A 14148-nucleotide genomic window follows, 5' to 3' on the forward strand; every position below is an offset into this window, starting at 1 on the left:
AATTAACGAACACGCACTATAAGTTATTTAACAGCTGCGAGTGGAATGAATTTCAGTTTTTTCAGGGAACCATTCTGGAACTTGCTGCTCTGAATATACTCGATGAACGCTTTGGTTGCTCCTGTTGGCTGACCTTTCGTCATATAGTATCCAATGCCCCATACTTTGTACGTTTTGTTCAGAACGTTTTTCTCTGTTGGTGCTACACCGTTAATGGAGACAGCCTTCATTTTGCTCGTTACATACGGAAGGTCGATATACCCGATTGCATTAGGTGTCGTTTCAATCGTTGTTTTCATATCACCGCTGGAGCCAACCTCTTTGTAGTTGTCCCCTTTGCTCATGAAATCCTTGCCATCCAGTGCTTTTTGTTGGAAGTTAACACGTGTGCCTGATCCGAATTTGCGGTTAACTACAACAATGTTTGCATCCGAACCGCCTACCTCTTTCCAGTTCGTAATTTTGCCAGAGAAGATATCCTGCAATTGTTTCGTTGTCAGGTTGCTTACACCGACATTCGTATTCACAACCGCCGTGAACACTGTTACAGCTACCGGATTCGCTACCAAGCCATCAAATTTCTTGAAGCCAGGTACGTCCTTGGAAGCATCCCAGTCTACCGCGCCAATATCAGCAATGCCTTTACGAACCGATTGAGGGCCTGTGATGGAACCCGCTGCGGAAGCAGAAATTTTGACCTTTGGGTTATCTTTCTTGAATTCACTAGCAGCTTGAAGTGTAAGTGGCAGCAACGCCGAGGAACCGTTAATTACGATTTTGCCTTTCTCCGTGCTTTTGGCAGCAGATGCAGTCGTAGCGCAACCAAGTCCACCAATTAGTGATACCGCCATAAGCATTGCTGTGAAGGGTTTGATCCATTTTTTCATGGGAAAATAAGCTCCTCTCAATTTAACAAGCATTGTTAATATTTGATTTTTTCAAGTCTTACTTTGTTACAGCTCTCCAGCCCTGTCCTGAACTCACCAGCACCTGACCATTCTCCACCACTGCAATCTGAGATCCAACAACCGCAATGGAGGATACGTTCGAGGATACCGTGAATAGCTTCGTCTGGTTGCCTGTGATCGTATCGATGGAATAAATCACGCTGTTGTTATCATCTTGAGCGGCAAGTACAACCAATTTTCCGTTCGATAAAATCGCTTGCTCTACGTCATAATCTGCATACACAAAGCTCACCTTTTGGGATGAATCAACAGACATCAGTGTTGCCTTACCCTCTGTAGACGGTACGCTAACGTAATAAGCCTTCTGTCCATCTGCAGACCATACAAACAGCTTGTCATCCGTTGTTGTTGTGAGTTTCACCGCTTCTGGTTTTGAATCACCGATGTTATACGAATAAATTTGCTGTTGATCAGACGAGAAATCAATCGATACATTATCTTCGTCAACATTCGTTGAATCCGAAGTGACTTTGCTAAGTGACGTTACTGTATAAACAAATTTCTTGCCATCTGCGGAAACGTTCAAATTCTCTTTATAATCCACCTTGTCTTCCACCAGCTTGGTAATGGCTCCGTCAGCCAGGTTCAGCTTGGCAATGACCGATCCTTTTTCCCCTTGCAAAAAGTAAATCGCACTACCATCTGCTGCCCACACCAGATCGGACTTGATGCTGTTATCACTCGTAATTAATTTTGAATTTTGGGTAGTGAGGTCAATGGTGTAAACGGCGCCTTCGGCATTGGTATAGACCGCTTTGTCACCGTTCGGGGAGATAACGAGATCTGATCCGCCGTCTGTCGTGAACAACAATTTATATTTACCGTTCGTTGCATTCACGAGATAGTCGGATCTGCCCTTGTCGTCATTTTTGGATACAATCAGCTTGTCCGTTCCAGCAAAACGTGGACTCTCGGCTTCTGCCAACAATGGGATGGTGCTAACCTCAAGTACACCCGCTCTCTTCACGAGAGTACCGCCAACTCCAGCAATGAGCGGACGAAGTGCTACGTAGCTTGTTCCCCCAATCAGGGTAACCGGTTGTGTCAGATTCGTTGTTGTACCATCAACTACGAACTGTTTGGAATTCTGTTGAAGTTGCACAGTATGTTCATTTAACTTGATCGTTGTGGTTCCGTTATGTACCTCTGTCTGTGCACCGATGGCTTTGGTCACATCACGAAGGGATACCAACGTCTCACCGTTCTTAACGATCGATCGAATCGTGACGGTACTGCCGTTTATGGTAAACGTGGAATGTTGGATCTGAGCTGCATTGGAGACAGGTTTCACGGCAGGAGCAGCCGAGACCGCACTTACAACAGAAGTGCCTAACGCTGTGGCTACCATGGACACTACTAACGCCTTTTTCATTAACATTGGCTATGTTCACCCTTCTTTTCCCATATAATTTGCCTTGTTTGTCGTGTCCTGCTGTTCATGTACTACATATCATTGCTCGGATCTGCATTTTGCATCATTTGCTGCAAGAATCACCTATTGAATTGATGCAAAATGACCGTTAACAACCAGCTTGCTCATCCCCCCAGACTTCCACGTTTCTACTCAAAATCACCTTGTACGATTGCTATTATAGGAGCGATTTGTAAAAAGGAAATCTGTGGATTGTGCATGAATTGTAAATAATTTCATATCACCCCAAAGAGCGCGTAGAACGTGATCTGTGACGCATGAAAAGCGTTGAATATCACTTCATATGTTAGATTAATTTGTCGCTTTTGCTCAATTCGATCGCTTACTACATTAAGCGCTGTTATATGAATGTAAATTCATATCGTCATTTAACGAAACTCTTGATTTTCGATCAACATAAATCGCTTAATCTACTTATTTATTTCCTCGTATATTGCTCCAGATCGCTCCCACACAACACCTAACAACAGTACAATCCGACAAAATCCCGCCTAAGACTCAAGACCGACGATAATGTCACACCAGCGTACGATTTGAAATGATCACCGATCAAGTAACATAAGGGTATACATTCATGAGCAACTAACACATGGATAACTTTGAAGTAGAAAGGTACATCCCCTATGAAAAAGGTGAAACAAACGATGTTGTTATGCTTGAGTATTACAGTGTTGGCACTCAGTATTACCGTTCTTTATTTTCCAACATGGACATCCTCCATAGAAGGTTCTAACAGTATCCATATACTAGAGCAAGTGAACATCAATGGCACAGATCATGAGATCATGATCCGGGGCCAGGATCTGAATAATCCGGTTATTCTATATATCCATGGTGGACCTGGTGCATCTGAGATTCCTTATGCTAAGGAGGTTCAGGATCTATTAGAAACGAGATTTACGATAGTCAACTATGATCAGAGAGCAAGTGGCAAGTCCTATCATTTTTTTGAAGACTACTCCAATCTCTCCGCTAACTTGTTAGTACAGGATGCACTAGCCATCACGGATTACATCACTACACGTCTGGGAAAAGAGAAAGTGATCTTGATGGGTCATTCCTACGGCACGTACATCGGCACGCTTGCTGCACAGCAAGCACCGGACAAATATGAAGCCTACATCGGGATTGGACAAATGGCGGATATCCAGCAGAGCGAGACGGACGGATGGAATCATGTGATGGAACAAGCCCGATTGGCTGGTCATGATGAGGACGTACACCAGTTGCAGCAGATGTATGCAGCCATTACACAGGGGAAGGCCTTTGTACCGCGTGATATCGTGAAGCGATATGGTGGTGCTTCAAGGTTGATCGACAGTCCTGAAGCCACCTTCTTCGGAATGACTTTCAGCAGTGAATATACGATGCTTGATGCCATCCGCTACAATAGAGGAATTACATTTTCACAAGAGGTGCTGATCGGTGAGGCTATGAATCATCCTTTACCATCCAAAATTACGAAGCTGGATCTGCCCTTTTATTTCATTATGGGAGATTACGATTTTATGACTTCATCCCATGCAGCTCAGTTGTTCTTCGACAGCATTGAAGCAGAGCACAAAGAATTTATTTCTTACAAGCAGTCAGCTCACTATCCCCACTATGAAGAAAAGCAGAAGTTCTTCAATTGGATGGTTGATACTTTTAATAATTAACATGCGGTATAAGCATCCAGCCCACTCGCTCGCGCCAGAACTCGTAAAAGCTCTGCAAGTCATGGAACGACTCGCAGAGCGATCTATATAACTTGAACTAAAGAATATTTACACTTGCCACTCCAATGACAGAACAACCTTACGATCGCTGTTATCCCCAGATTTTTTTGATTCCCTCTTTAAGGGGAAAATCCGGGGATAGCTTATGCTTCCGATGTAGCTTTCTTGCAGAAAGCTTTCAGGCGACCGCTCCGCTTCTTCAGGTTATTTCTGTCCTCTCCGTTTCCGTGTAAATGTTTAGTTCAATTTATATAGCATTGGATATGAATGAGCAGACTGGCTCAGAAGGTACGGTATAACCTATTTTGCAAACAGGATTGAATCCGTCTCTCCATCCAAGGTCAACGTAGCATACTCGTTAAGAACGGGCACAGCGTCATTGAACTCAATAGGTAACACGACATAACTGGACTGAAAATAATCCGACCCATTCCAGCGATCCGAAAAATAAAGGTACTCCTGCGCTGATCGCTTCAGTACAAAAGCCGGCTGTGTACGATACGTCGTCTCATCACCGAAGTCATGGAGCATGCTCCACGAACCTTGCATTGAATCCGCGATTGCATATTTCCCTTGGTTCGGATTCCATCCTGTGCAAAAAGAGGTAACCATATAATACTTCTCATTTCGCTTGAACACGGCTGGGGCTTCCCGATATTCTCCCTGCCACAGCTTCGAAACTAAACGTTCCACATTCAGATAATCTTCCTGAAGACGATAGATATGCAGATCCGCATTGTCTCTGGCAGCTGAGATAAAATAGGCTGTTCCATCATTATCCTGGAAGAGTGTGCAGTCTCTCGACATATACCCGTAAGGATTGAAACTGCCATGATAGACAAATTGACGATCCGGATAATCAGAGGTGGCTACAGCACATGCCGCGTCATTGTAGTTCTTTCCATTTTCATAGTGCACCCAGAGCACAAATTTCTTAGTCACGGAATTAAACAGAACTTTGGGACGCTCAAGGTTTACCTTCCCACCCTCATCATTCACTAATTCCAGCTTGGTGCGGACTCGAATGGATGCCGTGGGAGTCGAAGTCGTCAGGATGTGATTCCGAAACTCCCACTGGAATAGATCCTTGGATCGGTAACAACTCACATAGTTATCATCTCTTCGGTCTTCACCGTACCAATAATAGTAACCTTCATGATATAACATATGCCCACCATGAGCATGAATGGGTTCACCGTTGACATCATTCCAGAGACTACCGTTGACTAATGTTGTCTTCATGACGTTACCTCTCTTCTGTTGTCATTCACGATTGGAAAACATCATTAATTAGTACATCGTTAATCAGGTGACTGACTCACAGGATTACTCGATGTCCTCTCCAAACACTTTGACTTCCCATAGTCTTGGTGTGTACCAGTTGTTAGGATTATTGTGAAGCGTAGCACCCTGCATATTGATTCGCACATATCTAGCCGTGCTAGAGAGGGTGTCCGAAGTAAATCCGTAGGATTTATTATCCGTTCGATCCAATGCAACAGTCCAATTCACATTATCGTTGCTCGTCTCGATTTTATATTTATAGAATCCTTCGGAGCCCTTTTGCATCCACCACGAAATCTGTACATTATTAATCTGCTGTTCTGATCCGAGATCTACCTTCCACCAATGTGGCCACGCAACGCTAGTACCCACCCATTCGGTTTGATAGCTGCCATCATTGGCGTAACTTGCTGGTCTCGTTCCTGTAGCCGTTTGTGCGGTTGCCTCTTTCCCTTGTGACAGCAGTTTTCCATGCTGTACAGGCACGACGACATCATTGTCCGTATCGTAGAGAACCTGATCAAAATAATCATAGAATGCGTATCCATTAGAGAACCAAACAGGTAACAATCGTTCCTCTGTGGTTCCATTTTGCGTGCCTGCCCATCCGAACATCCAGCGATATGCAACCATCACAACATTGTCACCTGTATCTGGCGTTACCCGCATAACTGAGCCAGACTGTGCCGAGAAGGTCGAGGTATTGCCAATTACGCGTAGTTCAGACCACTGTCCATCGAGGCTTGTGGCAGATGAGTACATCGGTATGCTTGGATACCAGCCCGCAGCTTGGGAGGAAAATAAATAATAGATACCGTCTTTCTTGATTACCTTGGGCAGTTCCCGGTGCTGGTTCTGATAAATAGTAGACACTTGATGATCGACATCTAGCCAATCGGAGGTTAACTGATACAATATCGTATCCGAATTATTATTCGCCGTTGAGATCAAGTACGCTGTCCCATCATCATCTTTGAAAATAGAGATATCTCTGGATTCATTTCCACCTGGTCGGAAGCTCTTATGAAATGTAAAATCTTCTCCAGGCGTGGCAGATGCCACCGACACTCTGGCAAGTGTATAGTCTGTGCTGTTCTCATAGTGAGCCCAAAATACAAACTGATTGGTGGACTCATGATATAAAATATTGATGCCTTCAAATTTGCTATCCGCTAAGTCTGGATGATCGGTATAAGATAACACTACTTTATCGTTACCATAGGTAATATCATCGGTTGACGTCTGTTGGATCATCTGACCGAATCCACCTGTAGGCTTTTGCACAAAGTTGAATCTGTAGTAGGTATCCCCGACTTTCAGCTCATTCGGCAGGTTCAGCGTTGACTTAGTGGTGTTATCAAACGTCGTAAGATTCGCTGGAAGCACATATGGCGTATATTCGGGTGAAACCGCGGATGTTATCACGGAGCTTCCCCCATATGCCTTCACTTGATAGGTGTATGTGCTACCTAGTTGAAGACCATAATCATCTGTTGTTGTCCCGGTTAAGGTCTGTAATAACTCATAAGCTCCATTGTTCTCGGATCGAAGCAATTCGTACCCGGTTGCTCCGTCAACAGGCGCCCAGTGGATCTTGGCATTGTTCACCTCAGATTCGTTCTTTAGTACAAACAGCGTTGCAGCAATATTCGTCTCATCACCCGCAGCTTGAGTGGTTGGTACAACAGCAGAGAAATGGTATGCCAGCAATAGAAATGCAACAATGATTGCTATTCTTGATTTTTTTATCATCACGCTGAGTCATCTCCTTATTATTTCAGATTCATCAATGCCATGACATCTGTCTTGCTCGCTTGATTGTACCAATCGTTGACTTCCTCGGTTACTTCATCGCCGCCCTTCTCATGCCATTGCTTAACAAAGGTATCGAACGCTTCGAGCGGTTCATTGCCATAAATGATTTTGGTGAATATCTCCTGTTCCATCGTGGTCAACTGTTCCCATATATTTTGCATTGTTGGTGTAGGTGGCCCGTTAAAATCATTGGGTATCAAGGAATCCCGGTTCTCATAAGAGATTCGATATCCGTCTTTGGTCGTTTGATCCCTTGAAGCACTCTGGAGAAGAACACCTGTATCCGGTTCTACGCCATTAGCCAGATCATAGTAAGACTGACCAGGGCCGTCGACGCTTGGTGTGTTTTTCGTAAAGGCCATTTTCCCGACCCCTTGCACGGCTTCTAACGGTGTATTGAATTGCTGTGGGTCAAAAATGACTTCTTCGTTGACGATATCGTAGTCATATCCCTGCGCGTAGCCGTATTTAAATTCTCCTGTGCCAAACGCCGCATCGTACATTTTATCGTAGTACAGGAAGAAAGCTTCCATGTTCTGAAAGTCTTTGTTAAACATAAATACGCCATCGTTCAATTGAGCAGTCTGATAGGTTCTATCCCCGTTCACACCTTGGATGGTTGGATAGGGAACAACTTTGGCACCCTCAATATTTTTCTCCACATCCTTCACACTGCCGTATAACCAAGGTCGACCGACGATAATGCCTGCCTTGCCTTCCGTAAAGTCTGACAAAGCGTCCCATGCTCCCTGCGTAGCCAGCTCTTTGTTCAAATATCCTTTAGCGTACCAATCACGCAGCTTGCCAAGTGCCTCCTTGTTGCCTGGAGCGACCGATCCATAGGTCAGTTTGCCATTATCATTAACCCATTGTCTTGGAAGATGTTTACCTGTATATGCACTGAAAATCATGACCGGATCACTCACCCAGCCTGTGTTGTACGAATCTTTCCCCGAGAAAGTAAAGCCATATGTATCCTGCTTGCCATTACCATCCGGGTCATCATTCGTAAATGCCGCAATAACTTGCTCGAACTCCTCCAGTGTTGTTGGCGCTTTCAATTGCAGTTTGTCGAGCCAATCTTGGCGAATCAACATGACTTCACCTTCTGTGAGATTTGGCGCAATCGCCATACCATACACTTTGCCGTCGCGAACAACCGGATTGAAGGTCGATGGATATTGTTTGTAAATTTCCTTGATGCGGTCAGGCATGTATGTTGCGATATCTTCCGTAATTTCCTTTACCTGTCCAGATTCGATCAAGTCGTTAATCAGCATTGTGTCATAGACCGGTAGAACGTCTGGCAGCTTCTCTGAACCCGTTAGTGCAAGCCGTAACTTGGTATTATATTGTGAAGCATCACCCCCAAGCAGCGTAGTTTCGATCTTAATGCCGAGCTTTTCCTCTCCCCAGCGAGTTAACACATTGTCATTCAGGCTTTCGCCGTTGATGTATTTGCCCGAATTCTCATCCTGTTGTTTGGCAATCGTCATGGTCAATGGCGGATCATACTTTCCATCCTTCAGCACGGATTCTGGCGTAGCAACGTTATTGCTCTCTCCACTGCTACAACCAGCGACAACAAGTGCTGACAACATGATTGTACTTAACATTTTCCACATCACATTTTTTCTGTTCACGGAACTATTCCCCTCTGCTCGACTGGTGTTGCTATGAATACTATGGAATCCAGACCATGTAAGCATGAATCCCGAACATATACTTACCTCTTGTACCTCTTCTTACTCTTTGACAGCCCCCAGCACAATTCCCTTCACGAAATATCGTTGTAAAAAAGGATAGACCATAATAATCGGCAGTGTGCTCACGAAAATTTGGGCTGCCTTGATGCTCTGTTCCGACATCGCTTCTACTTCCGACTGGCTCATCGCCATGTTCTGCATGTTGCTCTGCACCACTACGGTCTGTAGGAAAGAAGCCAGCGGATACTTACTCGCATCCGACATGTACAATATACCGTCAAACCAGGAGTTCCAGTGCCCCACCATAATAAACAAGGATACCGTAGCTATGCCTGGTAGAGACAACGGTAAATAAATTTTGCTAAGGATTGCAAAAAAGGAAGCTCCATCGATAAATGCTGCTTCTTCCAGCGCTTTCGGAATCGTTTTGAAGAAGTTAACAAGAAGAATCAGATTATACGCTCCAAAAGCTCCTGGCAAGACCAACGCCCAGATGGTATCCTTCAAGCCAAGACCTGTGACCAAAATATAAGACGGAATTAATCCCCCAGAGAAGAGCATCGTGAAGATAAAAAACCACATCAGCGCGTTGCGTCCCCGGAATTCCTTGGACAGCGCATATCCTGCGCAAGTAAGAATAAACATGCTGATGGATGTTCCGAGAACCGTTCGAAGAATCGAAGTCCACATGGAACTGATAAAATTGGAATTGCTAAACGTTTTGACATAAGCGTCCGTATTGAAGCCGACTGGCCAAAATGATACCAGATTACCGCTTACTGCCGCTTTACTACTGAGGGATTGCGCGAGCAAATGAAGCAGTGGAAGAAAACACACCAGTCCAGCCAAGATCATAAATGCATAATTGAATACGGAGAAAACTCTATACCCTGTCGTCTTATGGTACATGCTGCCCCTCCCTCCCTGTTAAAATATTTTGTAGTTGGCATACTTATAGGCCAGCCTATAGGATACGACGATCAAGATTAGACTGATCCCCGATTTGAACAACCCTACCGCTGTACCGAATCCGTATTGCCCATTCAACAAGGAAGAACGATAAACATAGGTGTCAATAATATCTCCCGTACTGTAGACAAGTGGGTTGTAGAGGTTGAATACCTGATCAAACCCTGCGTCCAGAATATTTCCCAGACTGAGCGTAGAAATGACAATAATCATTGGCAACATACTTGGCAGGGTAACGTATAAAATTTGCTGGCGACGTGTCGCACCATCAATTTCGGCCGCCTCATAATACGAAGGATTGATGCCTGCAATGGTCGCCAGATAGACGATCATGCCAAACCCGAAGCTTTTCCATACATCGCTGACCACCACCGTATATCTGAAGAGATCTGGATCACCCAGAAAATAAATGGGAGAGATACCGAACAGCTGAGTCAACACTTGGTTAATACCGCCATCCAATCCAAGGATGTTAATCATGAGCCCTGCAACCGTAACCCATGACAAGAAATGAGGCAGATAAACGAGTGTCTGCACACTTTTCTTAATGCCAACATTCCGCAGCTCGCTCAGCAAAATAGCCATGATGATCGGAACGATAATACCCACGATAATTTTGGAAACGGCGATAATTAACGTATTGATAATGGCTTGCGTTGCTTCGTCATACCGGAAGATCCTTTCGAAATTGTCCAGCCCGATCCAACGGGAACCTGAGATCCCGAGCCATGGTTTGTAATCCTGAAAAGCCATAAGCAGACCAACCATCGGACCATATGAAAAGATACAAACAAATACGAACGCGGGAACACACAATACATACAGTGGCCAGCTCTTCTTCAATTCCTTTTTCCAAGGCGTTCGCCGGGACACCCTGGGCGTTATATTCGAGCCTGTTTTTACGGAACCAATCTCATTAATGGTGCATACCTCCTCTGTGATGGCTCTGGGGACGCGTCCTCGTAATGTAAGCTTAACAAAAGCGCTTTCATGTCAAAATGCCAAAATGTGAAGATCATAACCTCAATCTGAATCACTTTTAAACCGCTTTCATTTTAAAGTCCGATCACTCTTCCGCTTTGATCCAGATTGGCTTATGATGAAAATGAAATTGCAATCCGTCGCACTTTAAGTTATACGTGTAGGAAAGGAATACACATGATTAGAAAAATGTACATGAAACGTTTTATCTATTTCTTTGTTTTTTTCTGTTATTAACACTGAGTTTATTCTTCGTGATGAATCGATTGAGTTCGAAGACTTTGGAGGAAAATTTGATCACAGCCTCCAAGAACCAGCTTGATTATGTAAAGGGCATTCTGGATGGAATTATGTATGAGGCTAACATGTACGGGGTTCAGTTTGCAGCTGACAGTGACGTCAGGTTTTATCAGAGGCAAGTGCTGGAGCTGAGTAATTACGATTCCCAGATGAAGAAAAATGACATTGTTGATCGCTTACGCCAAACCCTTCTGTCTAGCCGTTCCATTGAATCTATCGGGATCTATTGGAAAAATGAAGGAACGTTTCTGTCTACCAGCAATTCGCTGGAGGCGCGACTTCCATTTAACGAGATTCAGCGAGCCGGCTGGCGTATTATCGATGATAGCTTGTATTATTTTGCAGCCTACCCTTATATCCAAAAATCCGAGCAATTGAAGCCCGTTCAATATGTTGTTGGCGTTAAGCTGAACAATGATTACCTGAAGAGCCTGCTTCAGAAGGCTGTTAACAATGATAGCTCGAACGCTTTTCTATGGTTTGACGACCACCGATTATGGGACGAGAAGGAAGTAGATAACGATCTATTGAAAGCGATTTCAGATCTTCTATTACCGCAAGAAGGAGCCACACTAAAATATGATTATCATACGAATTCCGAAAACTATTATGTGCTTTCCCGTTATATTGAACAGCTCGACACCTATCTGATCACCTATACACGTACCAATGATTTCCTTAAACCACTTGATCATAATCGAAAGGTATTCCTGATCAGTATTATAGCCGTTCTGACACTGGGGCTGATTGTCATCTTTACGTTCTACCGGAATTACGATCGTAATATCCGCTTAATGGAAAGAAAATTCTTGCAGGTTGAGCAGGGCAATCATAGTACACGAATTACAGAAAATACGGATAACGAATTTTACGTCCTGTTTCGAAGTTTTAATCACATGGTAGCTGAGATTCAGGATCTATTTGTCTCCTTGAAGACCGAGACGGAATTGAGAAGGAGTGCGGAGCTGAAGCAACTACAAGCCCAGATTAATCCTCATTTTCTGTACAACAGTTTATTCTTCATTATGTCGGTAGCCAAATTCTCCCCTGATGCTGTCATGCGAATGAGCAAACATCTCGCTGAATATTATCGTTACTTGACCAGACTGGATAAACATGAAGTCACGTTACAAGAGGAATTGCAGTTTGCGGAACACTTCTTAATCATCATGACCCTGAGTAAAAAAATAGAGTATGCCATCGATCTTCCGTCCGAACTCGCCTCCCTCCCAATCATGCCACTAATCATCCAGCCTGTCGTGGAGAACGCCATTCAGCATGGTATTGAAGGGCAACAGGGAGCCAACCGGGTAAACATCGATGTTAAACAGGCAGAAGAAGTCATTTTCATTCGGGTATCGGATGATGGAAAAGGTCTTACACCGGATGAAATCCGAAAGGTGGAGGGACAGCTTGATAGTGACACCCCGCCTGAAGGAACCCGAGGTGTGGGTCTGTGGAATGTTAATCGGCGTCTCAAAAATACGTATGGCGAGCGTAGTGGGCTAGCATTTTCAACCAATGACTGGGGCGGACTATCTGTCCTGCTGATGATTCACGTTCCGACAGAGAAAGGAGAGAGCATATGAAGCTGTTAATTGTTGATGATGGGCATTATGTCGTGGAGTATATGAAGCATTTGGTGGATTGGCGTTCCTTCGGTATTCATCAGATTGAGACAACGACCAATTCCATTGAAGCGAGAGAAATGTTGAATGGAAGTACGATCGACGTTTTGATTACGGACATTCGCATGCCTGAGGTTTCGGGAATCGATCTGCTGCACCACATTCATCAGAACAACTTGGCAACCAAAGTCATCATCCTCTCCGGATATTCCGAGTTTGATTATGCACAGCAAGGAATCCGTCTCGGGGCTTTGGACTATTTACTTAAACCAGTTGATAAAGACGACGTGGAGAAAGCGATGTCCAAAGCCATTCAAAAAATTCAGAAATCACGCCCTGTTCACGCCGTCAATTGGGAACACTTCAATGGTATGGGCTATCTACTCTCGCTACTTTCTCAGAACGAAACTTTAAAGGAAGAGTATGATGTATACACAGCATGTTTAGGAGAAACTCGTTATTGCTACTTCAAGCTTGAGCATTACACGGAAGCAGATGTAGCACGTATCAGGCACACTGTTGCCGAACCATCTAATCCATTCGTTTGGACTTCAGGATCACATCTGGTCGCCTGTATACCCGAAGAAGCAGCACGAAGACTCGCTACCGAGTTGAAGCAAGCGATCATGTCCTCACCGTTCGCATTGACCAACCGGAATGAGACACGGGAACAATTCTATCGTTTTTTCCTGAATGAAGACGTTAGCTCTAGCGATTTTGTTGGGTTAGGGGCCCTTTCTTCGGTGGAAAGTGATTCGGAATCGATGGGCAATATCATACATACGTATGAGCGAATCGCTGATAGAAAACATAAACGAATCTATCTAATGGAGATCATCACGTCGATCTATCTTAAGGACAAAAATCAGGATACAACAAAAATAGCCGATTGGATATTCCATCGGCTTCAAGATCCCGACAAGTTCGGGCCAATTCTCATCGATACATTCAGCAGAATCCGTATCAACAAACAAATGTCCATTCAAACGATCGTTGATAAAGTACGAAGATACATTGAAGACCACCTTTCCCACGGTCTTAGCCTGGATGAATTAGGAAAAGTTGCTCATCTTCATCCGGTCTACTTTTCCAAGCTGTTCAAACAAGAGACGGGAGAGAACGTGTCCAACTACATTTCGAGAAAACGGTTGGAGAAGGCTTCCCAGCTGCTCCAGGATTCCGAACTCCGAATAGCTGATATTGCGCAAATGATCGGTTACCGTAAGATTCAATATTTCATTCAGTTGTTCAAACAGGAGTACGGCGTCACGCCATACCAGTATCGGAGAAACATGACTCACCAATAAAGACGTATTTCACTAGCACACGGGTCATTTCAAGCTTTTA

At 44.2% G+C, this 14148-nt stretch carries 10 protein-coding genes; 3 read left to right on the forward strand and 7 right to left on the reverse strand.

The genetic code is table 11. The features are described from left to right. Positions 1–23: 23 nt before the first annotated feature. Positions 24–887 (reverse strand): phosphate ABC transporter substrate-binding protein, encoded by an 864-nt coding sequence (locus tag DMB88_RS22585; protein ID WP_128103154.1) that lies wholly within the window; start codon positions 885–887, stop codon positions 24–26. Between the two features lie 58 nt (positions 888–945). Beyond that, on the reverse strand, positions 946–2346 hold the full coding sequence (locus DMB88_RS22590) for a stalk domain-containing protein (protein ID WP_254438311.1): 1401 nt from the start codon (positions 2344–2346) through the stop codon (positions 946–948). Between the two features lie 677 nt (positions 2347–3023). On the opposite strand from DMB88_RS22590, the gene DMB88_RS22595 reads away from it, so the two are divergent. Further along, positions 3024–4058 (forward strand): alpha/beta fold hydrolase, encoded by a 1035-nt coding sequence (locus DMB88_RS22595; RefSeq protein ID WP_128103155.1) that lies wholly within the window; start codon positions 3024–3026, stop codon positions 4056–4058. A 360-nt stretch (positions 4059–4418) separates the two neighbouring features. On the opposite strand, the gene DMB88_RS22600 is transcribed toward DMB88_RS22595, so the two are convergent. The 5 genes from DMB88_RS22600 to DMB88_RS22620 form a co-directional block, all read right to left on the reverse strand. Next, positions 4419–5360: a family 43 glycosylhydrolase gene (locus tag DMB88_RS22600; RefSeq protein ID WP_128103156.1), complete on the reverse strand. Its 942-nt coding sequence runs from the start codon at positions 5358–5360 to the stop codon at positions 4419–4421. Positions 5361–5444: 84 nt separating this feature from the next. Further along, entirely contained in the window at positions 5445–7154 is a 1710-nt protein-coding gene (locus tag DMB88_RS22605; protein WP_254438665.1) for a galactose-binding domain-containing protein, read from the reverse strand. 20 nt (positions 7155–7174) lie between these two features. After that, positions 7175–8860 (reverse strand): extracellular solute-binding protein, encoded by a 1686-nt coding sequence (locus tag DMB88_RS22610; protein WP_128103158.1) that lies wholly within the window; start codon positions 8858–8860, stop codon positions 7175–7177. A gap of 102 nt (positions 8861–8962) precedes the next feature. After that, positions 8963–9832 carry a carbohydrate ABC transporter permease gene (locus DMB88_RS22615; protein ID WP_128103159.1) on the reverse strand — a complete coding sequence of 290 codons (870 nt, stop codon included), beginning with the start codon at positions 9830–9832 and terminating at the stop codon, positions 8963–8965. 18 nt (positions 9833–9850) lie between these two features. Continuing rightward, the gene (locus DMB88_RS22620) at positions 9851–10735 is read right to left on the reverse strand and encodes an ABC transporter permease (protein WP_128103160.1); all 885 of its coding nucleotides are present in this window, start codon (positions 10733–10735) and stop codon (positions 9851–9853) included. Positions 10736–11166: 431 nt separating this feature from the next. On the opposite strand from DMB88_RS22620, the gene DMB88_RS22625 reads away from it, so the two are divergent. Together DMB88_RS22625 and DMB88_RS22630 are read left to right on the forward strand one after the other, a co-directional pair. Beyond that, on the forward strand, positions 11167–12762 hold the full coding sequence (locus DMB88_RS22625; protein WP_254438312.1) for a sensor histidine kinase: 1596 nt from the start codon (positions 11167–11169) through the stop codon (positions 12760–12762). Continuing rightward, positions 12759–14108, forward strand: coding sequence for a response regulator transcription factor (locus tag DMB88_RS22630; protein WP_128103161.1), 1350 nt, complete (start codon positions 12759–12761; stop codon positions 14106–14108). Before DMB88_RS22625 ends, DMB88_RS22630 begins: the two co-directional genes overlap by 4 nt. Positions 14109–14148: the final 40 nt, after the last annotated feature.

This window comes from Paenibacillus sp. DCT19, from assembly GCF_003268635.1.
Taxonomy (GTDB): domain Bacteria; phylum Bacillota; class Bacilli; order Paenibacillales; family Paenibacillaceae; genus Paenibacillus.